Source organism: Streptomyces sp. KR80 (assembly GCF_052245555.1).
Lineage (GTDB): Bacteria > Actinomycetota > Actinomycetes > Streptomycetales > Streptomycetaceae > Streptomyces.
In genome coordinates, this window is the sequence record NZ_JBQQCD010000006.1 from 177,423 (window position 1) to 200,501 (window position 23,079).

Annotated in this window: 19 protein-coding genes; 13 read left to right on the forward strand and 6 right to left on the reverse strand. The window is 71.2% G+C overall.

Annotation, left to right across the window (positions count from 1 at the left end; genetic code table 11):
• The first annotated feature begins 51 nt into the window (after nt 1-51).
• From ACTWQI_RS11940 to ACTWQI_RS11950, 3 genes are all read left to right on the forward strand, one after another.
• Nucleotides 52-1,014, forward strand: coding sequence for an electron transfer flavoprotein subunit alpha/FixB family protein (locus ACTWQI_RS11940; protein ID WP_443269792.1), 963 nt, complete (start codon nt 52-54; stop codon nt 1,012-1,014).
• Between the two features lie 150 nt (nt 1,015-1,164).
• Nucleotides 1,165-2,454: a DUF6986 family protein gene (locus ACTWQI_RS11945; protein WP_443269793.1), complete on the forward strand. Its 1,290-nt coding sequence runs from the start codon at nt 1,165-1,167 to the stop codon at nt 2,452-2,454.
• A 136-nt stretch (nt 2,455-2,590) separates the two neighbouring features.
• Nucleotides 2,591-4,435, forward strand: a complete 1,845-nt coding sequence (locus tag ACTWQI_RS11950) for a serine/threonine-protein kinase (protein WP_443269794.1) — start codon at nt 2,591-2,593, stop codon at nt 4,433-4,435.
• A 17-nt stretch (nt 4,436-4,452) separates the two neighbouring features.
• On the opposite strand, the gene ACTWQI_RS11955 is transcribed toward ACTWQI_RS11950, so the two are convergent.
• A complete protein-coding gene (locus tag ACTWQI_RS11955; protein WP_443269919.1) occupies nt 4,453-5,448 on the reverse strand; it encodes a LacI family DNA-binding transcriptional regulator in 996 nt (331 codons plus the stop codon).
• 170 nt (nt 5,449-5,618) lie between these two features.
• Between ACTWQI_RS11955 and ACTWQI_RS11960 the strand changes: the two genes are divergently transcribed.
• A complete protein-coding gene (locus tag ACTWQI_RS11960; protein ID WP_443269795.1) occupies nt 5,619-6,599 on the forward strand; it encodes an ROK family protein in 981 nt (326 codons plus the stop codon).
• A gap of 188 nt (nt 6,600-6,787) precedes the next feature.
• On the opposite strand, the gene ACTWQI_RS11965 is transcribed toward ACTWQI_RS11960, so the two are convergent.
• Nucleotides 6,788-8,830 carry an NPCBM/NEW2 domain-containing protein gene (locus ACTWQI_RS11965; protein ID WP_443269796.1) on the reverse strand — a complete coding sequence of 681 codons (2,043 nt, stop codon included), beginning with the start codon at nt 8,828-8,830 and terminating at the stop codon, nt 6,788-6,790.
• 265 nt (nt 8,831-9,095) lie between these two features.
• On the opposite strand from ACTWQI_RS11965, the gene ACTWQI_RS11970 reads away from it, so the two are divergent.
• The 4 genes from ACTWQI_RS11970 to ACTWQI_RS11985 all read left to right on the forward strand — a co-directional run bounded on the left by ACTWQI_RS11970 (nt 9,096) and on the right by ACTWQI_RS11985 (nt 13,422).
• Nucleotides 9,096-10,364: an ABC transporter substrate-binding protein gene (locus ACTWQI_RS11970; RefSeq protein WP_443269921.1), complete on the forward strand. Its 1,269-nt coding sequence runs from the start codon at nt 9,096-9,098 to the stop codon at nt 10,362-10,364.
• Nucleotides 10,365-10,424: 60 nt separating this feature from the next.
• Nucleotides 10,425-11,348, forward strand: coding sequence for a carbohydrate ABC transporter permease (locus ACTWQI_RS11975; RefSeq protein ID WP_443269797.1), 924 nt, complete (start codon nt 10,425-10,427; stop codon nt 11,346-11,348).
• Nucleotides 11,345-12,274 carry a carbohydrate ABC transporter permease gene (locus tag ACTWQI_RS11980; RefSeq protein WP_443269798.1) on the forward strand — a complete coding sequence of 310 codons (930 nt, stop codon included), beginning with the start codon at nt 11,345-11,347 and terminating at the stop codon, nt 12,272-12,274. The genes ACTWQI_RS11975 and ACTWQI_RS11980 overlap by 4 nt, the downstream gene beginning before the upstream one ends.
• Before the next feature lie 113 nt (nt 12,275-12,387).
• Entirely contained in the window at nt 12,388-13,422 is a 1,035-nt protein-coding gene (locus ACTWQI_RS11985) for an NUDIX domain-containing protein (protein WP_443269799.1), read from the forward strand.
• A gap of 182 nt (nt 13,423-13,604) precedes the next feature.
• Here the strand turns inward: ACTWQI_RS11985 and ACTWQI_RS11990 are convergent, their stop codons facing one another.
• Complete coding sequence (locus tag ACTWQI_RS11990; protein ID WP_443269800.1) at nt 13,605-14,978, reverse strand: dipeptidase; 1,374 nt, start codon at nt 14,976-14,978, stop codon at nt 13,605-13,607.
• Nucleotides 14,979-15,175: 197 nt separating this feature from the next.
• Here ACTWQI_RS11990 and ACTWQI_RS11995 point away from each other — a divergent pair, with 197 nt between their 5' ends.
• The 4 genes from ACTWQI_RS11995 (at nt 15,176) to ACTWQI_RS12010 (ending at nt 18,989) form a co-directional block, all read left to right on the forward strand.
• Nucleotides 15,176-16,381, forward strand: coding sequence for a geranylgeranyl reductase family protein (locus ACTWQI_RS11995; RefSeq protein WP_443269801.1), 1,206 nt, complete (start codon nt 15,176-15,178; stop codon nt 16,379-16,381).
• 170 nt (nt 16,382-16,551) lie between these two features.
• The gene (locus ACTWQI_RS12000) at nt 16,552-17,850 is read left to right on the forward strand and encodes a sensor histidine kinase (protein ID WP_443269802.1); all 1,299 of its coding nucleotides are present in this window, start codon (nt 16,552-16,554) and stop codon (nt 17,848-17,850) included.
• Nucleotides 17,847-18,512 carry a response regulator gene (locus tag ACTWQI_RS12005; RefSeq protein ID WP_443269803.1) on the forward strand — a complete coding sequence of 222 codons (666 nt, stop codon included), beginning with the start codon at nt 17,847-17,849 and terminating at the stop codon, nt 18,510-18,512. The genes ACTWQI_RS12000 and ACTWQI_RS12005 overlap by 4 nt, the downstream gene beginning before the upstream one ends.
• A gap of 72 nt (nt 18,513-18,584) precedes the next feature.
• Nucleotides 18,585-18,989, forward strand: a complete 405-nt coding sequence (locus ACTWQI_RS12010; protein WP_443269804.1) for a MarR family winged helix-turn-helix transcriptional regulator — start codon at nt 18,585-18,587, stop codon at nt 18,987-18,989.
• A gap of 53 nt (nt 18,990-19,042) precedes the next feature.
• Here ACTWQI_RS12010 and ACTWQI_RS12015 read toward each other — a convergent pair whose 3' ends face one another.
• From ACTWQI_RS12015 to ACTWQI_RS12025, 3 genes are all read right to left on the reverse strand, one after another.
• Nucleotides 19,043-19,510, reverse strand: a complete 468-nt coding sequence (locus tag ACTWQI_RS12015; protein ID WP_443269805.1) for a DUF4442 domain-containing protein — start codon at nt 19,508-19,510, stop codon at nt 19,043-19,045.
• A 51-nt stretch (nt 19,511-19,561) separates the two neighbouring features.
• Nucleotides 19,562-20,314, reverse strand: coding sequence for a maleylpyruvate isomerase family mycothiol-dependent enzyme (locus ACTWQI_RS12020; RefSeq protein WP_443269806.1), 753 nt, complete (start codon nt 20,312-20,314; stop codon nt 19,562-19,564).
• A 75-nt stretch (nt 20,315-20,389) separates the two neighbouring features.
• Nucleotides 20,390-21,796 carry an MFS transporter gene (locus ACTWQI_RS12025; RefSeq protein ID WP_443269807.1) on the reverse strand — a complete coding sequence of 469 codons (1,407 nt, stop codon included), beginning with the start codon at nt 21,794-21,796 and terminating at the stop codon, nt 20,390-20,392.
• A 17-nt stretch (nt 21,797-21,813) separates the two neighbouring features.
• Here ACTWQI_RS12025 and ACTWQI_RS12030 point away from each other — a divergent pair, with 17 nt between their 5' ends.
• Nucleotides 21,814-23,040, forward strand: coding sequence for an ROK family protein (locus ACTWQI_RS12030; RefSeq protein WP_443269808.1), 1,227 nt, complete (start codon nt 21,814-21,816; stop codon nt 23,038-23,040).
• Nucleotides 23,041-23,079 lie beyond the last annotated feature (39 nt).

Consider the following 23,079-nt stretch of genomic DNA (forward strand, 5'->3'; position numbering starts at 1 on the left):
TCGAACGCCCCACCGCCCCCAGATACTTCGCATTCGCAGGAGAGCAATCCCATGGCTGAAGTTCTCGTCTACGTCGATCACGTGGACGGCGCCGTCCGCAAGCCCACCCTCGAACTGCTGACCATCGCCCGCCGCATCGGCGAGCCCGTCGCCGTGTTCCTCGGCGCCGGTGCCGACGCCGCCGCCGCGACGCTCGCCGAGTACGGCGCGGTGAAGGTCCTCGCCACCGACGCGCCCGAGTTCGGCGACTACCTCGTCGCCCCGAAGGTGGACGCGCTGCAGGCCGCCTACGAGGCCGTCTCCCCGGCCGCCGTACTCGTCCCCTCCTCCGCCGAGGGCAAGGAGATCGCCGCCCGCCTCGCGGTGCGGATCGGCTCCGGCATCATCACCGACGCCGTCGACCTCGAGGCCGGCGACGAAGGTCCGGTGGCCACCCAGTCGGTGTTCGCCGCCGCGTTCACCACCAAGTCCCGGGTCACCAAGGGCACCCCGGTCATCACCGTCAAGCCCAACTCGGCCGCGCCCGAGGCCGCCCCGGCCGCCGGCACCGTCGAGCAGCTGGCCGTGAACATCGCCGACGCGTCCAAGGGCACCAAGGTCGTCTCGCGTACGCCGCGCGAGTCGACCGGCCGCCCCGAGCTGACCGAGGCCGCGATCGTGGTCTCCGGCGGCCGTGGTCTGGGCGGGGCCGAGCACTTCTCGCTCATCGAGAAGCTGGCCGACTCCCTGGGCGCTGCCGTCGGCGCGTCCCGTGCCGCGGTCGACGCCGGCTGGTACCCGCACACCAGCCAGGTGGGCCAGACCGGTAAGTCGGTCTCGCCGCAGCTGTACATCGCTGCGGGCATCTCCGGCGCCATCCAGCACCGGGCCGGTATGCAGACCTCGAAGACCATCGTGGCCATCAACAAGGACGCCGAGGCCCCGATCTTCGACCTGGTCGACTACGGCGTGGTCGGCGACCTCTTCCAGGTCATCCCGCAGCTGACCGAAGAGGTCAAGGCTCGCAAGGGCTGACCCCTTCTCCTGTTAGGCCCCCGCACGCGCGCGTGCGGGGGCCTTCTGCGTGCAGAGTGGGTGTTGACCTGCGAACCCGCCATGGATAGCTTCACTATGCGGATTACTCTTTCCGTTTTACGGAAGCCCGGCGAAGTGAAAGGTGTGGGAATGGGGCAGCACGAGACGGTCGCCACCAGCCTCGCGAGCGCGGTGCGTGCGGAGATCGGGGCCTCCCTGGCGGCCGTGGACGCGGAGCTCGCGCATCGCTACCCGGGCGACCCCGGCACCCGGCAGCCGGTCCACACCGTCTACGTCCCCGCGGACGCCGTCGACGCCGGCACCGTGCGCTCCTGGGGTGACCAGGCCCTCGCCGCCCTGGACGAGCACGCCCCCGACGCCGCCTCCTTCGCCGCCGTCCTCGGGCTGAGCGACGAGCTCGCCGAGCCGGTGTACGAGCGGGTGCGCGCCAAGCTCGTCCGGGAGCCCGTCGAGGACCTGCGCCTCGACTTCGAGGACGGCTACGGCCCGCGTCCCGACGCCGAGGAGGACGCCGCCGCCGCTCGCGCCGCGCGGCTCGTCGCGGACGCCTTGCGTGAGGGCGTGCCGTCCTCATGCCCTCCGTACCTGGGCATCCGGATGAAGTGCATGGAGGCCGCTGTGCGCGACCGGGGCATCCGCACCCTCGACATCTTCCTCACCGGACTGATGCGGGCCGGCGGACTCCCCGACGGGCTCGTCCTCACCCTCCCCAAGGTGACGTACGCCGAGCAGGTCGCCGCGATGGTGCGCCTGCTCGAGGAGTTCGAGAAGGCCCACAGCCTGGAGCCGGGCCGGATCGGCTTCGAGATCCAGATCGAGACCACCCAGGCGATCCTCGGCCCCGACGGTCGCGCCACCGTCGCCCGGATGATCGACGCAGCCGAGGGGCGGGCCACCGGCCTGCACTACGGGACGTTCGACTACAGCGCCTCCTGCGGCGTCAGCGCCGCGTACCAGTCCATGGACCACCCGGTCGCCGATCATGCGAAGGCCGTCATGCAGGTGGCCGCGGCGGGCACCGGCGTCCGGCTCTCCGACGGCTCCACCAACGTCCTCCCCATTGGCCCCCGTTCGCAGGTCCACGACGCCTGGCGGCTGCACTACCGCCTCGTACGCCGGTCCCTGGCCCGTGCCTACTACCAGGGCTGGGACATGCACCCCGGCCACCTGCCGACCCGCTACGCGGCCGTCTACGCCTTCTACCGCGAAGGCCTGGAGCAGGCCGCGGCCCGGCTCGCGGCGTATGTGAACCGCGCGGGCGGCGACGTGATGGACGAGCCCGCCACCGCCAAGGCGCTCAGCGGCTACCTGCTGCGCGGTCTCGACTGCGGCGCCGTGGACGCCGAGGAGGTCGCGCAGCTCACCGGCCTCGCCCGCGCCGACCTCGACCGGCTGGCCGGACGCCCGGTCAAGAGCTGACCGACGGCATCATCCCGCCGGCGCCACAGCCGAGTTGTGGCGCCGCTGTGAGTGTGTGCCCAGGTCACCGAACAGCCCGCCGAAACCGCCCCTTAGGCTGTACGCCACAAGAATCGGTTGAAGGAGCGGGGCGGCGGTGTCTTCGGGGGAGTACGGGCAGGACTGGGCGGGGCGACTGCTGGCTGGCCGTTACCGGGTGGTGCGTCAACTCGGCCGCGGCGGCATGGGCGTGGTGTGCCGGGCCGTCGACGAAGTCCTCGGCCGCGAGGTCGCCGTCAAGGTGCTGCGCACCTACCGCGACTCCTCGGGCCCCGAACTCACCGATCTGCGACTGCGGATGCAGCGCGAGGCGCGGGCCGCGGCCCGGATCAAGCACCCGGGGGTCATCGCGGTGCACGACGTCGCCGAGGACGACGGGTGCCCGCTGATCATCATGGAGCTCATCGACGGCCCCTCGCTCGACGACGTCATCCGGGAGCACGGTGTGATCGGCCCGCGGGAGGCGGCGGCCATCGGCGCCAAGGTGATGGAGGCGCTGGACGCCGCCCACCGGGCCGGGGTCCTGCACCGCGACGTCAAGCCCGGGAACGTACTCCTCGACCGAGGGAGCACCCATGCCGACGCTCCCCCTGGCCCCGGGGCGGGCGTGCCCCCACTGGGAGGCCGGGTCGTGCTCACCGACTTCGGCATCGCCACCATGGACGACCCGGGAGACGGAGCGGCGACCCGGATCACGCAGAGCGGGGACATCGTCGGCTCGCTGGACTACCTCGCTCCCGAGCGGGCCCAGGGACAGGAGCCGGGTGCCGCCTCCGACGTCTGGTCGCTGGGGGCGACGCTGTACGCCGCGGTGGAGGGCTCCGCGCCCTTCCGTCGCACGTCCACGTACTCCACCATCACCGCGATCGTCGCCGAGCCGATGCCCGAGCCGCGGCGGGCCGGGCCGCTGACGCCCGTGCTGCGGGAGCTGATGCACAAGGACCCGCAGCGGCGTCCTGACGCACCTCGCGCCCGGAAGCTGCTGGAAGCGGTCGCGGCGGGGCTGCCGTACGAAGGGCCGGGCGATGCCCCGGACCTCGGCGGAGCGGGGGCGTCGCGGGAGCCGACGGTGCTGGACACCCCGCGCTTCGGCCCGGTACGGGACGTACCTCTGCCCTCCGGACCCCCGCAGGCGATTCCCCCGCAGCCGGGCCCGCCCGGGGCGCCCGCGCACTCGATCGGGTATGCCGCCGACGCCCCGCTGGTCACCAGTGGCTCTTCGCAGGGCTCCGAAGGCGGCCGTCGCCGGCGGGTCGTCGTCGCCGCCGCGGTCGCGGCCGCTCTCCTTGCCGGAGCCGGAGTGACCGCCGCCGCGATGATCGACGGTTTCGGTGACTCGCAGCAGGCCGCCTCGCGCCGCACGCCGTCCGCTCCTGGTTCCGCACCCGGCGAGGAGAAGCCAGGGGAACAGGGCAAGTCGGCGGGCGAGAAGGCGAAGCGCGCCAAGCCCACGGGGAAGACGTCCCCGTCACCCGGGACGACCAAGCCGGCGGCCGGCGGCGGGGACGGTGAGACAACCGGAGGGAGCGACTCCGGCGGCACGGGCGACGGGTCGGACTCCGGCGGCGATTCGGCCGGCGACGGCAGCGGCGTGTCCACGTCCACGAGCGGCGGCGGCTCCAGCGGCGGCAGCACCGGCGGCGCCGAGGATCCGGCGCCGGCGCCGGTGTGCCACGCCATCGGCGGCGGCAAGTACAACTGCCAGGTCTGGAAGACCGCCAAGTCCTATAACAGCGCCGGCACCGAGGTGGGCGTGCTCAACGCGGGGACGAACTACTTCTACTGCCAGACGCAGGGCCGCCGGGAGACCTACGACCGGTGGACGAATGTCTGGTGGGCCAAGACCGATGACGACAGCGGCAACACCGGGGTCTACATCAGCGACGTCTACATCAAGGGCGGAGACAACGACCAACCGGTCCCGGGCCTGCCGATCTGCTGATGGACCACAGCAACGCGTCAGGCCAGATCCGCGGGCGGCGGCAGCTCCCCCGACCCTCGGGGGATCAGCCGGGTCGGCAACAGGACCTGGACCGGCTCGTCCGCCCCGCCGTCCAGCCGCCGGAACAGCCGCTCCGCGGCGGTGCGCCCCAACTGGGCGGCGTCCTGGGCGATCACGGTGACGGCGGGGGAGAGGAGATCGGCCAGTTCGAAGTCGTCGAAGCCGACCAGGGCGACGGGCCGCGGCCGACCGCTGAGGACACGGACCGCCGTGACCGTCACCCGGTTGTTCCCCGAGAACAGCGCGGTGATCGGTTCGGGGCCGTCCAGCATCGACAGGGCCGCGGACCGTACGCGCTCCGGGTCGGTGGAGCCCAGCGCCACCCAGGAGTCGTCGACCGGCAGACCGGCGTCCGCCATGGCCGCGCGGTACCCGCGCAACCGCTCGGTCGCGGTGTGGATCCGCGGCTGGTCGCCGATGAAACCGATCCTGCGGTGACCGTGGGCTATGAGGTGCGCCACACCGTCGCGCGCGCCGGTGAAGTTGTCGGTCAGCACCACGTCCGCCTCGATCCGCCCCGGCGGGCGGTCCACGAACACCGTGGCCACGCCCGCCGCGATCTCCGGTTCGAGGTAGCGGTGGTCGTCGCTGGCGGGGACGATCACGAGTCCGTCCACCCGGCGGGCGCAGAAGGCCAGTGCCAGCTCGCGCTCCCGCTCGGAGTCCTCGGCGCTGGACCCGTGGATCAACAGGGCGCCGTGCGCCCGGGCCGTCTCCTCGACGGCGCGGCTCATCGGCCCGTAGAAGGGATCCGCCAGGTCCTCCAGGACCAGCCCGATGCTCGCCGTACGGCCCTTGCGCAGCACCCGGGCGCTGTCGTTGCGCCGGAAGCCCAGGGCCTCGATCGACTCCTGCACCCGGCGCATGGTGTCGGGCGTGACACCGGGCTCACCGTTCACCACCCGCGAGACGGTTTTGAGGCCGACGCCGGCCCGCAAGGCGACGTCCTTCATGGTCGGCCGGGCGCTGTAGCGGCGCTTCGTGCGAGGGGCGATGTCGGCCACGGTGCACAGTCCTGTTCGTCCAATGGCGGGTCGGCTATGAGCATAAGGCCTGGACAACGTTGTCAAAAGCAGTGAGACTGAACCGTCGGAACCGCCGCCCACCAGGAGATACGACACCGATGCGCAACGACGTCGTCGCCGCCCTCGACATCGGGGGGACCAAGATCGCCGGGGGGCTGGTCGACAGCGGCGGGAAGCTCCTCGTCCGGGCCCAGCGGCCGACCCCCGCAGATGAGGACGGTGACACGGTCATGGCCGCCGTGGCGGCCGTGCTCCAGGACCTCGCCTCCGACGTGCACTGGGACCAGGTCAGCGCGGTCGGCATCGGCAGCGCCGGACCGGTCGACGCCTCGGCCGGGACGGTCAGCCCCGTCAACGTCCCGGGCTGGCGGGACTACCCGTTGGTGGACCGCGTGGCGGCCGCCGTCGGGGGCCTGCCGATCACACTCATCGGCGACGGAGTCGCGATGACGGCCGCCGAGCACTGGCTGGGTGCCGCCCGTGGCCGGGCCAACGCCCTCTGCATGGTGGTCTCCACCGGAGTGGGCGGCGGCCTGGTGCTGAACGGACGGCCCCATCCGGGCCCCACCGGGAACGCCGGCCACATCGGTCACATCAGCGTGGACCTCGACGGCGATCTCTGCCCCTGTGGCGCGCGCGGCTGTGTCGAGCGCATCGCGAGTGGCCCCAACATCGCCCGCCGCGCCCACGAGGGCGGCTGGCGACCGGGTCCTGACGGCGACAGCACGGCGGTTGCGGTGGCCCGCTCGGCACGTGCCGGAGACCCGGTCGCCCGGGCCTCCTTCGAGCGCGCGGCGCAGGCTCTCGCCGCCGGGATCGCGGCGACGGCCACGCTCGTCGAGATCGAGATCGCGGTGATCGGCGGAGGAGTGGCCGAGGCGGGCGAGGTGCTCTTCAGCCCGCTGCGCCGGTCGCTGCGGGACTACGCCACGCTCTCCTTCGTCCAGCGGCTCGACGTCGTACCAGCCCAGATGGGCACGGACGCGGGGCTCGTGGGCGCGGCCGCGGCAGCGTGGACGCCGTCCGGCGCGGTTCGCCCGGCGCCGGTGGCATCCCCCGCGGGGTCTCCCGCCCCGTAGCCGGTACGTCCCCCGCCACCGGCGTGCAGCCGCGTACGAGACGGGAACCCACGGCGGGGGTTGTGCGCCGTTGCCGGGTGCGGGCCCGGGTGTGCCCACCCTCCCCCAGAGCTTCGCCTGAGAGGTACCCCCAGCCCCGCGGAACGAATACCCACACCCAGGCACAGCGGGTCCTCCGAGCCTCTGCGTCAGCAGGTCAACTTCGCGTTCGCCCAGTCCGCGTGGTCGGAGTCGATGCCGTCACCGCCGTCTGTCACGACGAGGCGTACGACGCTCGCCCCGGTCACATCCGCCGAGAGGGGTTGCGCCGGCATCGCCGTGGTGAGCACCCCGGTCGACGCGACCTTCGTGCCGTCCGCCCAGATCTCGAAGGTCACGGTTCCGTTCGACGTCTTCTCGTCGTCGACCCCCACCTGTGCGGTCGCCGTACGGCAGCGTCCGCCCGTGTAGTACTCCACGACGCTCGGGGCGTGCACCCCCAGACCCTTGGCGAAGACCGCGCCGCCGATGGTGATCGGCTTCCCGTCACCCGCGGCGCTCTCTCCGACGCTGGTGTCCTTCTCCACCGGACCCCAGCCGTTGCTCGCGCTCAGCCACGGCACATCGCTGAGGTGCGAGGTCCCGCTCGGGGGCGGCACGACGACCGCGATGCCGGCGGGAAGCTCCGCTGCCGCTTGGGCGCCTTGCGGGGAGGTGTACGCGGATCTGAGGGTGAGGTTGTACGTGCCGGGAGGCGTACTGGACGGGGAGGTGATCGTCCAGGCCGTCGTCAGTTCCCCGCCGGTGGGCAGTGAAGGGGCCGTAGTCGGCGACGTGGCCTTCACCGTCCAGCCCTCGGGAGCAGCCAGAGTGGCCGAGACCCGCTTGGCGGGCGTGCGGCCCAGATTGGTCACGGTCGTGGCGAGCTTGCTCGTCTGTCCTGCCTCGGCCAGCGCCCGTCCGTCGAGCCCCAGCTCGACGGCGGGCGGGTAGTCGGCCCACTTCGGGTCGACCGCGACGCGTACCAGGACCGTGCCGTGCGCCGGCACGGATGCCGAGATCGTCCCCGCCGAGTTGGAGGTCTCGTGCTTCCACAGATCGCGCACCGTGTACGCATCCGCCTCCGGCAGACCCACGGCCTTCGCCGTGGTGGAGATGCGCTGCGTGGTTGCCGACTCGTTGAAGAGGGCGACGGCGCGGCTGCCGTCGGTCATCTCCTTGGCCACGACCCAGCGGCCGCCCTCGGAGGAGAGCACCTTGCCCTGCTTGCCCAGCGGGTCCTGATCGACGGCGATGACCTCGCGGTTGCCCAGAATCTCGAAGGTCTCCTGGCTCACCTTGCGCAGATCGGAACCGATGAGCAGGGGCGCGGCCATGACGGACCACATCGAGAAGTGCGTGCGGTACTCGGTGGCGGTCATGCCGCCGTTGCCGACCTCGAGCATGTCGGGGTCGTTCCAGTTGCCCGGCTTTGCGTAGGGCGCGAGCGGCAGGTTCTTCTTCATGATCGAGACCATGCTGGACCACCGGTCGCTGATGTCGCCGGTGGTGCGCCAGAGGTGACCGACGTCTCCCGCCCACTCCCAGGGCTTGTTCTGGCCCCACTCGCAAATGCTGTAGACGATGGGGCGGCCGGTGGCTTTGAGCGCGTCCCGCATGGTGGTGTACCGCTTTTTCGCGTCCACGCCCTGGTTGTTGCAGTTGTCGTACTTGAGGTAGTCCACGCCCCAGTCCGCGAACTGCTTGGCGTCGCTGTACTCGTGGCCGAGCGCGCCCGGGAAGCCGGCCTTGTTGCACGTCTTCGTGCCCGCGCTGGTATAGATGCCGAACTTCAGGCCCTTGGAGTGGACGTAGTCGGCGACCGCCTTGATGCCGTTGGGGAAGCGCGCCGGGTCGGGGACGAGCTTGCCGTTTCCGTCGCGCTGGGGGAGGGCCCAGCAGTCGTCGAGGTTGACGTACTGGTAACCGGCGGCTTTGAGGCCTTTCGACACGAAGATGTCGGCGATCCCCTTGACCATGGCCTCGTTGAACTCGGCCCGGCAGTGGGTGGTGTTCCAGTTGTTGAACCCCATGGGGGGTGTCAGGGCGAGCCCGTCGCCCGGCGCGGCGGGCTTCTCCGCGGACGCGGTGCCCCCAGCCGGAGCAGCCGTCGCGGGAGCGGCCGGCGCCGCGAGCCCCGCGCCGCAGAGCAGCGCGGCGGCCATGGCTCCGATGACTCTTCGGGTTCCGTTACGGGCGGATAAGTGGCGCATCGTTACGGTCCTCCGTCTTCGCAGGATGACATGGATGTCATGTACGTAACACCGCGAGCGTTTACGGTAGACCCTGTTCGACTCTGTTGGAAGAGATGCGGTAACGGTTGGGCATTCGTACGTCAAAAACCTTGACGACACCACCTGAGCAGGATGAGATCCGAACGCTCGCGTTCGGTTGTGTTCGGTTACCTCCGAGGAGGGGGACATGGCGCAGTCATTCTTCAACGGTCAGGCCGGGGGATGGGACAGGACAGGACATCGGATGTCCCGTCGGTCCCTGTTGCGAGGTGCGGCCCTCGGAGCGGGGGCTGTCACTCTCCCGTCACTGCTCACCGCCTGCGGCGGTGGCCCCGGAGCCGACGCGGACACGATCAAGATGGGCTCCAACGCCTCGGACCCGATCCCGAAGAAGTCGTACGGCCAGGCCTTCGCTGCCTATGAGAAGAAGTCGAAGAAGACGATCAAGGTCAACACCGTTGACCACAACACCTTCCAGGAGAACATCAACCGGTATCTGCAGGGCACCCCGGACGATGTCTTCATGTGGTTCGCCGGGTACCGGATGCAGTTCTTCGCGAAGAAGGGCCTGCTCTCCGACATCAGCGATCTCTGGGAGGGCTTCGACGGCTTCTCGGACGCATTGAAGAAGCAGTCCACGGGGGAGGACGGAAAGCAGTACTTCGTCCCCTACTACTACTACCCGTGGGCCGTCTTCTACCGGAAGAGCGTCTTCGAGAAGGGCGGTTACGAGGTCCCGAAGACCTTCGACGACTATCGGGCGCTGGCCCGGAAGATGGACAAGGACGGCCTCGTCCCCTTCGCCTTCGGCGACAAGGACGGCTGGCCCGCGATGGGCACGTTCGACTATCTCAACATGCGCGCCAACGGCTACGACTTCCACATATCGCTGATGAGCGGCGAGGAATCCTGGACCGATCCGCGGGTGAAGAACGTCTTCGACCTGTGGCGCGGACTGATGCCGTATCACCAGAAGGGGGCGAACGGCCGTTCCTGGCAGGAGGCCTGCCAGGCGCTGCAGCAGAAGAAGGCCGGAATGGCCGTGTACGGACTTCCCCACCCCGGCCAGCAGTTCAGCCAGGCCGACCGCGAGGACCTCGACTTCTTCCCCTTCCCGGAGATCGCACCGGAGCACGGCCAGGACGCGGTCGAGGCGCCGATCGACGGCTTCCTCATGGCGAAGAAGGCCAGGAACACCAGCGGTGCGAAGGACCTGCTGAAGTACCTGGCCACGCCGGAGGCCGAAGAGCTCTATCTGAAGAGCGACCCGAACAACGTCGCAGTTCACGAAGACGCGGACGCGGCCTCGTACAACACGCTGCAGAAGAAGGCCGCCGAACTGGTCTCGGGCGCCAAGCAGATCTCGCAGTTCATGGACCGCGACACCCGACCGGATTTCGCCTCCACGGTCATGATCCGGGCGATCCAGGAGTTCATCAACAACCCGAACGACATCGACGGCCTGGTCAAGGACATCGAGCGGCAGAAGAAGGACATCTTCGCCGCGGACTAGTCTCGACGGATCAGCCGAAGAACTGGCCGATCTGGCCGGACCGATGAGGAGTCACCTGCAGTGCCGCTTCACACCGCGCGGCCCGCAGCGCGTACCGGACGACGGGGCCCGCGGCGCTTCACGCGCCGCGACCTCGCCGTCCTCGGCCTGCTGCTGGGTATACCCATTCTGCTCGACATCGCCCTGATCTGGGGCCCGACCCTGGCGTCCATCGGGCTGTCCTTCACCACCTGGGACGGCATCGGGGACATCGAGTGGGCCGGAAGTAAGAACTACGCCACACTCTTCACCGACTATCCGCAGTTCTGGCCCGCGGTCCGCAACAACCTTCTGTGGCTGGGCTTCCTGGGACTCGTCGCCACACCGTTCGGGCTCTTTCTCGCGGTTCTCATCGACAAGGGTGTCCGCTTCAGCCGCTTCTACCAGTCGACGCTCTACATGCCCGTGGTGCTCTCGCTCGCGATCGTCGGCTTCATCGCGCAGCTGGTCTTCTCCCGCGACCAGGGAGCGCTCAACGCGGTGCTCGCCAACCAGGACAACCCGGTGGACTGGCTCGGCAACCCCGACCTGAACATCTGGATGGTCCTGCTGGCCGCCGCCTGGCGGCACACGGGCTACGTCATGATCCTCTACCTCGCCGGACTCAAATCGGTCGACGCGTCGCTCAAGGAGGCGGCGGCCATCGACGGTGCGAGTGAGACCCAGACGTTCTTCCGGATCGTTCTTCCGACCCTCCGGCCGGTCAATGTCATCGTCGGCGTCATCACGGTCATCGAGGCGCTGCGCGCCTTCGACATCGTCTACGCCATCAACAAGGGCAGAAACGGCTTGGAACTACTGTCCGTCCTGGTCACCGACAACATCATCGGCGAGGCCAGCCGCATCGGCTTCGGCTCGGCCATCGCCGTCGTCCTGCTCACCGTCTCCCTGGGCTTCATCATCACCTACCTCGTCCAGGAACTCCGAGGGGAGAAGAAGGCATGACCGTCGACACCGCGCCGGCGCCGGCCGTCCCCTCCCCGTCCCCGACCGCGCCCCGCACCCGGGGCCGGCTGCGCGTCCGCCCGGCCCGGCTGGGCCTGCACGCATTCCTGCTGGCCGTGTCGCTCGCCTTCCTCGCACCGCTGCTGCTGGCCGTGTACGCGTCTCTGCGGCCGTACGAGGAGACCGCCCGGCACGGGTACTTCTCGCTGCCCCGGAATCTGTCCTTCGACTACTACCGGCAGGCGTTTCTCGACTCCGGGATGACCAAGTACTTCGTCAACTCGCTGCTCATCGCCGTTCCCGGTGTGCTGCTCGCGCTCTTCCTCGCTTCCTTCGTGGCCTTCGCGGTCGCCCGGCTGCGGATGCGCGGCGGCATGGTGCTCCTGATGCTCTTCACCGCGGGCAACCTGCTGCCCCAACAGGTCATCGTCACCCCGCTGTACGTCCTGTTCAACCGCGTCCCGCTGCCGTACTGGATGTCGGAGTCGATGACCATGTACGACTCCTACTGGGCCGTGATCGCCGTTCAAGTCGGCTTCCAGCTGGGCTTCTGTGTCTTCGTCCTGGCCAACTTCATGCGGACGCTGCCGCACGAGATCCTGGAGGCGGCGGTGGTTGACGGGGCCGGGGTGTGGACGCAGTACTGGCGGATCACCCTGCCGTTGTGCCGTCCCGCCCTCGCGGCCCTGGGCACGCTCCAGTTCACCTGGATGTACAACGACTTCCTCTGGGCCCTGGTCTTCGTCTCCGATGGGGACAAGCTCCCCATCACCTCCGCGCTGAACAACCTCCGCGGCCAGTTCTTCACGGACTACAACCTGCTCGCAGCGGGGTCGGTGATCGTCGCGCTGCCCACGATCCTCGTGTTCCTCATCCTCCAACGGCACTTCATCGCCGGCCTGACCCTCGGCTCAAGCAAGGGCTGAACTGTCTGCGTCCGGCCGCTGTGGGCGGCCGTCGACCGCGCGCCTTGCCCCGGAGGGTTTCCGGGGCAAGGTGTAGCGGGCAGTCCACTGGGGGCTACCGAAGAGGGGGAACCGTGATCGTCTGGCTGAACGGTGCGTTCAGTGCGGGGAAGACAAGCGCGGCACGAGAACTGACCGATTTGATACCGGGCAGCACCCTGTACGACCCCGAGGTGACCGGCGGAACGCTGCGGCAGCTGCTGCCGCAGAAGCGGCTGAACGAGGTCAGCGACCCTCAGGACCTGGCGATCTGGCGCAGGCTGGTGGTCGACACCGCGGCTGCGATGCTGGCCGAGCTGGGCGGCACGCTCGTCGTGCCGATGACACTGCTGCGCCAGGACTACCGCGACGAGATCTTCGGCGGCCTCGCAGCGCGCCGGATCCCCGTGCGGCATGTGCTACTAGCACCTGACGAAACGATCCTGCGCGAGCGGATCGCGGGTCGCGAGGAGTACGAGGACGCGGAACGCAGCGCGAGTGACCGGCAGTGGGCACTGGACCACATCGCCCCGTACCACTCCGCGCTGCCCTGGCTCAGCGCCGACGCCCATGTCATCGACACCAGTCGCCTCACCCCGCGGCAGACCGCCGAGCGCGTTGCCGAGGCCGTACGGACCGGGGCCGCCGCGGCCTGCCGGATTGTGCAGACGCCCGAGCCCACGGCCGAGACCCTGGCGGCCGGGGTGCTCCTCTTCGACGAGCAGGACCGGGTGTTGCTCGTCGATCCCACGTACAAGCCGGGCTGGGAGTTCCCCGGCGGGGTCGTCGAACCGGGCGAGTCACCCGCCCGGGCCGGCATGCGCGAGGTCGCCGAGGAGATCGGGATCCGGCTGAATCAGGTACCGGGCCTCCTGGTCGTCGACTGGGAGCCGCCCCGGCCGCCCGCCTTCGGCGGACTCCGCCTGCTCTTCGACGGCGGCCGGCTCGGCAGTGGCTCCGCCGACCGGCTGCTGCTGCCGTGCGCGGAGCTGCGCGACTGGCGCTTCGTCAGCGAGGGGGAGGCGGCGGAGCTACTGCCGCCGCTCCGCTTCAACCGCCTCCGCTGGGCGCTGCGCGCCCGCGAGCGGAACACGGTCCTCAACCTGGAGGCAGGGGTTCCGGTCGGCTGATGTCAGGGCGAAGAGCGGCCGTCCGCATCCAGGGAGGCCGCCTCCCGCTCGGCCGATCCACGCAGAGCGCGCGGCGCCTTCCCGTGCCTCACGCCGGCAGTGATGAGGTCCTGGGCCTCGACCGTAGGCGTCGCGGCCGGGACGGCGGAATCCTCGCCGTGCGTGCACCAGGGTGCCGCCGCTCAGCCTGCCTGGGACGCCGCGTAGTTGACCAGGAACAGCGCTTCCGCGAGGGAGAGTCGCTCCAGTTCCTCCGGGGAGACGCTCTCGTTCACCGCGTGGATCTGCGCCTGCGGTTCGCTCAGGCCGATCAACAGGATCTCCGCCTCCGGATAGAGCTCGGCGAGGGTGTTGCACAGCGGGATCGAGCCCCCCTGACCTGCTGTTTGCATCTCCTCGCCCGGGTAGGCGGCCTGCATCGCCGCCGCCATCGCGGTGTACGCGGGGCTGCTGGTGTCGGCGCGGAACGGCTGGCCCTGGGCGAGCTGTTCGACGGTGGCTCGGGCGCCCCAGGGCACCTTGCTCTCCAGGTGTGCGGCGAGCCGTTCGGTGGCCTCGTCGGCGTCGGTGCCCGGCGGGACGCGCAGACTGACCAGAGCACGGGCACTGGCCTGCACGGAGGGCGTGGCGCCCACGACGGGTGGGCAGTCGACGCCGAGGACCGTGACGGCCGGGCGCGCCCAGATGCGGTCGGCGACCGTGCCCGAGCCGATCAGCCAGACGCCGTCGAGGACCTTGGCGTCCTTGCGGAAGTCCTCCTCGGGGTACTGCAGCCCCTCCCACCGTGCGTCGGAGTCGAGGCCCTCGACCGCCGTCGAGCCGTCGTCGGCGCGCAACGAGTCCAGGACGCGGATGAGCGCGGCCAGGGCGTCGGGTGCGGCGCCACCGAACTGGCCCGAGTGGAGGTTGCCCTCGAGGGTGTCCACCTGGACCCGGACGAGGGTCATGCCGCGCAGCGTCGCGGTGACCGTCGGCAGCCCGACCCGGAAGTTGCCCGAGTCGCCGATGACGATCGTGTCGGCGGCCAGCAGCTCGGGGTGCTCCTCGGCGTACCGCTCCAGACCTCCCGTGCCCTGCTCCTCCGACCCCTCAGCGATGATCTTCACGCCGACCGGTACGCCGCCGTTCGCCTTGAGGGCGCGCAGCGCGGTCAGGTGCATGATGAGACCGCCCTTGCAGTCGGCGGCGCCGCGCCCGTACCAGCGGCCGTCGCGCTCGGTGAGCTCGAACGGAGGGGAGAGCCAGGCGGACTCCTCCAGCGGCGGCTGGACGTCGTAGTGCGCGTAGAGCAGGACGGTCGGCGCGCCCTCCGGGCCGGGCAGGAAGCCGTAGACCGACTGTGTGCCGTCGGGGGTGTCGAGGACCGCGACGTCCTGGAAACCTTCCGCGGTGAGTGCCTCGGCGACCCAGTTCGCAGCCGCTTCGCACTCGCTCCGCGGGAACTGCGCGGGGTCGGCGACCGACCGGAAGGCGACCAGCTCGGCGAGCTCCGCCTTGGCGCGGGGCAGCAGCGAGGCGACGCTCTCGGCGAGCGGGGCGAACGGGGTCGACTCCATGGGCACGCTCCTCGTGGGTGCGATGGGGAAGGCGGGGTAGGGGCTGCTGTGGTCCGGGCTGGTGTGCGGGCCGCGCAGTGCTGCCGATCATCCCACAGCGGGTCGTGATGACCTTGAGCCGTAGGATGCGGATCGGTAGCCGAGCATCCCCTGGCCAACGGCTGTGGGGGGACCAGGGCGAGTGGGAGCGGTAGCAGGTGAGCAGCGAGCAGGCAGGGCGGGAAAGCGCATCGGTGTGGGATGTCGTCGTGGTCGGGGCGGGCCCCGCCGGCGCATCGGCGGCCTATGCCGCGGCTGTCGCCGGCCGCTCGGTGCTGCTGCTGGAGAAGGCGGAGCTTCCCCGCTACAAGACATGCGGGGGCGGCATCATCGGTCCCTCGCGCGACGCCTTGCCGCCCGGCTTCGAACTCCCGCTGCGCGACCGGGTGTTCGCGGTCACCTTCTCGCTGGGCGGCAGGCTGACCCGCACCCGCCGGTCCAGGCACATGCTCTTCGGCCTGGTCAACCGGCCGGAGTTCGACCAGGCCCTGGTCACCGCGGCACAGGACGCCGGTGCCCGGGTACGGACGGGCGCCACCGTCTCGCGGGTGGAGCAGCACGGCCCCTCCGTGCCGGACCGGCGGACGGTCGCCGTGGTGCTGAACGACGGGGAGACCGTGCTGGCCCGCGCGGTGGTCGGCGCGGACGGCAGCGCCAGCCGGATAGGAGCGCATGTCGGGGTGAAGCTCGACCAGGTGGACCTCGGACTGGAGGCGGAGATCCCGGTTCCGGCGACGGTCGCGGAGGACTGGGCAGGCCGCGTACTCATCGACTGGGGGCCGATTCCGGGCAGTTACGGCTGGGTGTTCCCCAAGGGCGACACCCTCACGGTCGGCGTGATCTCGGCGCGCGGCCAGGGCGCGGGCACCAAGCGCTACCTGGAGGACTTCATCGCGCGGCTCGGGCTCGCCGGGTTCGAGCCGAGCATCTCCTCCGGGCATCTGACCCGCTGCCGGTCGGACGACTCGCCGCTGTCGCGCGGCCGGGTGCTGGTGTGCGGGGACGCGGCCGGACTGCTCGAGCCGTGGACGCGCGAGGGGATCTCCTTCGCGCTGCGGTCGGGGCGGCTGGCGGGGGAGTGGGCGGTACGGATCGCCGAGGCGCACGATGCGGTGGACGCCCGCCGTCAGGCGCTGAACTATGCGTTCGCCATCAAGGCGGGGCTGGGCGTGGAGATGGGGGTCGGGCGGCGGCTGCTGCAGGTCTTCGAGCGCCGCCCGGGACTGGTGCACGCGGCGATCATGAGTTTCCGCCCGGCGTGGCACGTCTTCGCGGAGATCACCCGGGGCCAGACGACTATGGCCGAGCTCGTGCGGACGAGTGGGCTCGCGCGGCGGGCCCTCATGGCGCTCGACCGCTCCTGACCCCGCCGTCGTACCGGGTGCCGCCCAGCGAGCCCCCGGCGCCCGACTTTGGGACGCCGGACGTAACCGCGCCGCCTCCAGACGGCTGCCGCGCTACTCCGCGGGGAGTAGGCGTGATCACTACGCCCGGCTGACGTCGCCTGGGCCCGGTCCGGTTTAGCGTGGCCGGTATGACGGAGCCGAGCGAGACCACAGTCCCCCAGCTACCGCCGGGAGGTGCCCCCAGCGGCCGGACGTGGCAGCGATGGCTGTCCCCGCACGCCGTACAGCGCCTGCCCTGGGCCTCCTCCCTCGCCGTGGCCGTCTTTCAGATGGTCGGAACCCACTTCGCGGCGGAGAACCAGCCGGACCGGGCCTCGCTCGACGCGTTCGCCCGCACCCTGCTGCTGATCGGGCCGGCCCTGCTGCTCGTACGCCACCGGTATCCCCGGATCACCGTCTTCGGTGTCTGCACCGCGGCGATGCTCTACTTCGGTGCCGGCTATCCGTACGGCCCCATCGTGGTCAGTGTCGCCGTCGCCTATTTCGCCGCGATCCTCGCCGGGCGCCGGTGGGCGGGCTGGGCCGCTCTGGGACTGCTCTGGGCGGGCCATCTGATCGTCGCGCACTGGCTCTACCGCTGGCTGCCGCCGAGCGGCGACGACCCCGCGTCCTGGGGCCAGGAACTGGGCGTCGCCGCCTGGGTGGTGGCCGTCGTCGCGGCCTCCGAGCTGGTCCGGGTGCGCCGCGAGCAGATCGTTCGCGACCGCGCGGAGCGGGAGGAAGCGGAGCGCCGCCGCGCCGACGAGGAGCGCCTGCGCATCGCCCGGGAGCTGCACGACGTGCTCGCCCACAGCATCTCCGTGATCAACGTCCAAGCGGGGGTCGGCCTCGCCCTTCTCGACCAGGACCCGGAGCAGGCCCGTACCGCCCTGACCACCATCAAGTCCGCCAGCAAGGAAGCGCTCGGCGAGGTCCGGCAGGTCCTCGACACCCTCAGGACGCCCGGCGACGCGCCGCGCTCGCCCGCCCCCGGACTCGAGCGGCTGTCCGATCTGACGGAACAGGCGTCCCGCGCCGGCCTGAGCGTCGACGTGGTCGTCGAGGGGGTACCGGACGCACTGCCGGCGGGGGCCGACCTCGCCGCCTTCCGCATCATCCAGGAGGCGCTGACCAATGTCGTCCGGCACTCGGGCTCGCGGACCGCGCGGGTCGTCCTGCGCCACACGCCGGAGCAGCTGGAGCTCCGCGTGGAGGACGAAGGCCCGGCGACGGAAGGCCGCGACAGCGGGGGCGGTCGAGGACTGGTCGGTATGCGTGAGCGGGCCGCCGCGCTGGGCGGCACGGTCGAGGCCGGGCCGCGCCCCGACGGCGGATTCCGCGTGCTTGCGCGTATCCCCCGCGGCTCTCCGGCTACCGTGGCACGGGGCCGGGCCGCTCCCCACGCCGGGCCGCCCCCGGCTCAGGCTCCAGAGGAGGAGGCACCGTGATCCGCGTCCTGCTCGCCGACGACCAGGTGCTCGTGCGGGCGGGCTTCCGCGCGCTGCTCGACGCCCAGCCCGACATCGAGGTGACCGGCGAGGCCGCGGACGGAGAGCAGGCCCTCGAGCTGGTCCGCCAACTGTGCCCCGACGTCGTGCTGATGGACATCCGCATGCCGGAGCTGGACGGTCTCGCGGCCACTCGCCGGATCACCGACGACCCGGATCTGGACGCGGTCAAGGTGGTCATGCTCACCACCTTCGAGCTGGACGAGTACGTCTTCGAGGCGCTTCGCTCCGGCGCCTCCGGATTCCTCGTCAAGGACACCGAACCAGACGAACTGCTGCGCGCCGTACGGGCCGTGGTCGGCGGCGACGCGCTGCTCTCGCCCGGTGTGACGCGCCGGCTGATCGCGGAGTTCGCCTCCCGATCGAAGGAGCCGGTGACCGCCGCGAGCCTGAGCGAGCTGACCGAGCGGGAACGGGAGGTGATGACCCTGGTGGGCATCGGGCTGTCCAACGAGGAGATCGCCCGCCGACTGGTCGTCAGCCCGCTCACCGCCAAGACCCACGTGAGCCGGGCGATGGTCAAGCTGGGCGCCCGCGACCGCGCGCAACTGGTCGTCCTGGCCTACGAGTCGGGTCTGGTCCGACCCGGCTGGCTCGGCTGACCCGGCAACAGGCCGCCGTAGCCGAGGAGTCAGCCGCTGACGACCTGCTGCAGCGTCGGGTAGCGTTCGCGCATGGCGCATGAGAAGGCCGAGCGGGTGATCGTGGAGGAGTGGCGGAAGATCCTCGCGCTCCACGCCCGGACCATGTGCGAGCTCGACCGGGCGCTGCACGGGCACGGCATCGGGGCCAGCGACTTCGAGGTCCTCGACGTGCTCGCCGAGGGCGGCGCGGCGGACGACGGTCCTTCCTACCGGGTCCAGGAGCTCGCGGATCGGGTGCACCTCAGTCAGAGCGCGCTGTCCCGGCTCATCGGGCGTCTGGAGAGGGACGGGCTGGTGTTCCGCGGCATGTGCAGCGAGGACCGCCGTGGTGTACGGGTGGTCCTCACGGAGGCGGGGCGGGCGCGCCACGCGGAGGTGCTGCCGCTGCAGCGCGCCGTGCTCGCCCGGACACTGGCGGAGCGCCGGTCCTCGTAGCCGGCGGCCGTGCTCCACGACCTGACGCTTCTCCCGCCCATTCGGCCCCTCCGTCATGTGCCGGGCTTCCGGCGGACGTACAGCTGCTTGCGCAGGCGCGCCACGACCGTCCCGTCCGCGCCGGCGATGTCGCACGTGAACCAGGGCAGCGCCTTGCTGCCGTCCGCCGTCGCGCGGCGGATCTCCTCCAGCCGGTCCTCGGTCAGCTTGAACTCGGCGAAGACGTCGCCGCGGCCGGGGGAGAGGAACTCGATCTCTCCGGCCTTGTCCCAGACGATGTAGTCGCGGCCGAGGCTGTTCATGGTGAGGAGCATCCAGAACGGATCCGCCATGGAGAACAGTGAGCCGCCGAATTGCGTGCCGACGTAGTTGCGGTTGAAGCGGCCGAGCCGCAGGCGTACGCGTGCGCTGCTCCAGTCGTCCGCGATCTCCAGCACCCGTACCCCGGCGAAGAGATACGGCGGCCACCAGTTCATGGCGCGCCGGAGCGACCTGGGAGCAAGCGAGCGTCGTCGGAACATGTTCCGACGCTAACACAGGTTGTTACTCGTGGGTAACCTCTGGCCGTCCGCTCAGCTCCACTCGATCGCCGACGTCTCCCGCCAAATCCGCGCCACGTCCGCATCGCCGACGACGTCGACCTCGCCGTACGGCAGCCGGTTCCACAGCGCCAGATAGAGATCGGCGGCCGGGCCGACGACCTCGCAGTCCGCCGCGTCCGCCGCGCCCGTCGCCCCGCGCTCCGTACGCGCCGGGGCGTCGGACAGCCGCACCGTCCAGACGTCCGCCGCATCCGTGGCCCGGATCCGCAGGCTCCGCGGCGTATCCGTACGCACCTTGCTGCGCTCCCGCGCATGGAAGCCGACGAGCAACTCGTCGATACCGTCGAGCGCGAACGCCGCGTCGATCCGCGTGACCCTCTCGCCGAGGGCGGCCTCGGCGTCGACGCGGTGCACCGTGGTCTCGTGCGCCTGCCGACGGGCCCAGAAGGCGAGTGGCGAGGGAGCGGGCAGGAAGGCCCAGCACTCCAGCCCCTCCGGCGCCGCCGCCAGCGCCGCCACCAACCGCCGGTGCCCGTCACGGAACCAGTCGAGCAGCGCCGGTCCGTCGAGGTCCGGCTCGGCCTCGGCCCGCCGCGGCCGCGTCAGGCCTTCCGCGACGAAGGTCGTCGCCCACCGGTGCACCATCCCCGTGTGCCGTACGAGATCCCGCACCCGCCATCCCGGGCAGGTGGGCACCTCCGCGTCCGTACCGGCGCACGCGGCCGCCTCCGCCAGCAAGACGCCCTCTGCGCGAAGCGTTTCGATGAGCTCCGAGATCTCCATGCCGCGGATGCTATGGGAGACCTCTGACGTAGACGGCCGCATCAGGTGTGTCCATAGCCGCGGACGTACGGCGCGTCAGCCGTCCGATGTCCGCCCTGCGTTCCGCGTCGCAGCGGCGACGACCGCCGCCAGGCCCGCCAGCAGCGCGACCGTGGTGAGGGCCGCGCGAAGCGAGAACCAGTCGGCGAGGAAACCGATGGCGGGCGGGCCGAGCAGCATGCCGCCGTAGCCGAGTGTGGAGGCGGCGGCCACTCCGCTCGGCCCGGAGAGGGCGCCTGCCCGGCCGATGGCGATCGGGAAGATGTTGGCCAGACCCAGGCCTGTGACGGCGAAGCCGAGGAGTGCGAGCCACACCGACGGCGCAAGAGCGCCGAGCAGCATGCCCCCCGCGGCTGTCGTACCGCCCGCGACCAACGCCCTTGTCTGGCCTAGGCGTTCGAGGAGCACGGTGCCGGTCAGTCGCCCGACCGTCATGGTGAGTGCGAAGACGGAGTAGCCCGCTGCCGCGACCCCCGGATGTGCGTCCAGATTCTGCTGGAGGTGGAGCGCACTCCAGTCGGCGAGCGCCCCTTCCCCGTACGCCGTGCACAGCGCGATCAGCCCGAAGAGGGCCACCATGCGGCGTGCACCGGCTGCCGTACGCGCGGCGGGGGCCGCGGTGCGCCGTACCGCCCGCTCGGCTCCCGCTCGGGCACGGGGCTGGGGGCACGCCCCCTGGCTTCGCCGGGGGGATCCCCACCCTGGGGGCACCTCCCAGCGGTAGCTGGGGGAGGTAGTCCCCCTGGGCCTAACGGCCCGGGTGGGGGCACCCCCGGCGTTAGCTGGGGGAGTACCCCCAGGGGGAGGGTGCGCGAGGAGCGTACGGCCCGCGACGGCGGTGAGCAGCAGCCCGACGACCGTGAGCAGGATCAGGTGCCGCGTGGCGGAGAGATGGCCCGCCAGCAGGCCACCGAGGCCCGCCCCGAGCATGCCGCCCAGGCTGAAGGCGGCGTGGAAGCTCGGCATGACAGGTCGTCGGAGCGCGGCGACGAGATCGACCGCCGCGCTGTTCATGGCGACGTTGATCGCGCCGTATGCCGCGCCGAACACCAGCAGTACCAGGCCGAGGGCGAGGGCCGACCCGGTGAGCGGCGGCAGCGCGATGCTGAGCGAGAGCAGCACGCCGGCGGCGACGGTGACCGGATGGTTGCCGAACCGGCGGCACAGCCGCCCCGTCAGCATCATGGTCGCGACCGCGCCCGCCGACACGCCCAGCAGGGCGAGACCGAGGTCGCCGGTGGAGGCGCCGGTCTGCTGCTTGATGGCGGGGATGCGGACGACCCAGCCGGCGAAGAGGAAGCCGTCCAGGGCGAAGAAGGCGGTCAGGGCGCGACGGAGTTGGTTCGGTACGGGGTTCGGAGGGACGGGCTCTGCGGACCTGCGGGCGCCTGTTCGCGGCGCGACGGGTGAGAGGGGCGTCCGTATTTTGTTTAGGCTCGGCACAAAGTCAGAATAGAGGTGTGACCCAGACTCGGACAACACGGCTGGAGAGAGGCCGCGGCGCCCTCGGACCGGCCCTGGAGCTCGTACACACCGGCCGGGCGCCGACGCGCGCCGTACTGACCGCGGAGTTGGGCGTGACCCGCGCCACCGCGGGCGCCGTGGCCGCCGAGCTCGAGACGCTCGGACTGATCCAGGTGGACTCCCGGCCCGGCGCCGCCGCCGGGTCGCAGGGCAGGCCCTCGCACCGGCTGTCCGTCGACCCCGACGGCCCCGTCGTGCTGGCCGCCCAGGTGCACGCCGACGGCTTCCGGGCCGCGCTGGTCGGTCTTGGCGGCCGGATCGTCGCCACGGCGCCGGGTTGCATGACCGTGCCCGCCGACCCCGTGCACGTCCTGACCGCCGTCGTCGATGCGGGGACAGAGCTGCTGCGGGACAGCGGCCGCCGGTGCCTCGGCGCCGGACTGGCCGTCCCTTCCGCCGTCGCGGAACCGGAGGGCACCGCTCTCAACCCACTGCACGTCGCCTGGCCTGCAGGTGCCCCCGTACGGGCGATCTTCGCCGAACGCGTCCGGGAATCGGGCATCTTCGGCCCGGCGGGCTCCGGCACGGGCGCCTTCACCGGCAACGACGTCAACCTCGCCGCCCTCGCCGAACACCGGCACGGCGCCGGACGCGGTGCGCGAGACCTGCTGTGCGTGGCGACCGGGCACCGCGGCGTCGGCGGCGCGCTGGTCCTCGACGGGCGGCTGCACAGCGGCAGTTCTGGCCTCGCGCTCGAAGTGGGCCATCTGACCGTCAATCCCGAGGGGCGGCCCTGCCACTGCGGCAGCCGCGGCTGCCTGGACGTCGAGGCCGACCCGCTGGCCTTCCTCACCGCCGCCGGCCGCGAGCCGGGCCCCGAGGTGTCGCTGCTCCAGCAGGCCCGGGACCTGCTCCGTGCGGAGTACGCGGATCCTGCGGTACGGACCGCCGCCGAGATCCTGATCGACCGGCTGGGTCTGGGACTCGCCGGGCTGGTGAACATTCTCAACCCGGACCGGATCATCCTCGGCGGCCTCCACCGCGAGCTGCTGGAGGCCGATCCGGAGCGGCTGCGGGCCGTCGTCGCCGACCGCAGCCTGTGGGGGCGCAGCGGCGGCGTTCCCATCCTGCCGTGCACGCTCGACCACAACAGCCTGGTCGGTGCGGCCGAGCTGGCCTGGCAGCCCGTGCTGGACGACCCGCTGGCCGCGCTCGCCGCGTAGGCCGTAGCTCCCCATCCGGGATGGGGGTACCCCTGGGAG

Bases quoted from the DNA above. Each gene is read 5' to 3' on its own strand.
- ACTWQI_RS11970 (WP_443269921.1), top strand. From the start codon at position 9,096: ATGTCCCGTCGGTCCCTGTTGCGAGGTGCGGCCCTCGGAGCGGGGGCT.
- ACTWQI_RS11960 (WP_443269795.1), top strand. From the start codon at position 5,619: ATGCGCAACGACGTCGTCGCCGCCCTCGACATCGGGGGGACCAAGATC.
- ACTWQI_RS11955 (WP_443269919.1), bottom strand. From the start codon at position 5,448: ATGAAGGACGTCGCCTTGCGGGCCGGCGTCGGCCTCAAAACCGTCTCG.
- ACTWQI_RS12000 (WP_443269802.1), top strand. From the start codon at position 16,552: ATGACGGAGCCGAGCGAGACCACAGTCCCCCAGCTACCGCCGGGAGGT.
- ACTWQI_RS12015 (WP_443269805.1), bottom strand. From the start codon at position 19,510: ATGTTCCGACGACGCTCGCTTGCTCCCAGGTCGCTCCGGCGCGCCATG.
- ACTWQI_RS11980 (WP_443269798.1), top strand. From the start codon at position 11,345: ATGACCGTCGACACCGCGCCGGCGCCGGCCGTCCCCTCCCCGTCCCCG.
- ACTWQI_RS12020 (WP_443269806.1), bottom strand. From the start codon at position 20,314: ATGGAGATCTCGGAGCTCATCGAAACGCTTCGCGCAGAGGGCGTCTTG.
- ACTWQI_RS11965 (WP_443269796.1), bottom strand. From the start codon at position 8,830: ATGCGCCACTTATCCGCCCGTAACGGAACCCGAAGAGTCATCGGAGCC.
- ACTWQI_RS11990 (WP_443269800.1), bottom strand. From the start codon at position 14,978: ATGGAGTCGACCCCGTTCGCCCCGCTCGCCGAGAGCGTCGCCTCGCTG.
- ACTWQI_RS11940 (WP_443269792.1), top strand. From the start codon at position 52: ATGGCTGAAGTTCTCGTCTACGTCGATCACGTGGACGGCGCCGTCCGC.
- ACTWQI_RS12010 (WP_443269804.1), top strand. From the start codon at position 18,585: ATGGCGCATGAGAAGGCCGAGCGGGTGATCGTGGAGGAGTGGCGGAAG.
- ACTWQI_RS11945 (WP_443269793.1), top strand. From the start codon at position 1,165: ATGGGGCAGCACGAGACGGTCGCCACCAGCCTCGCGAGCGCGGTGCGT.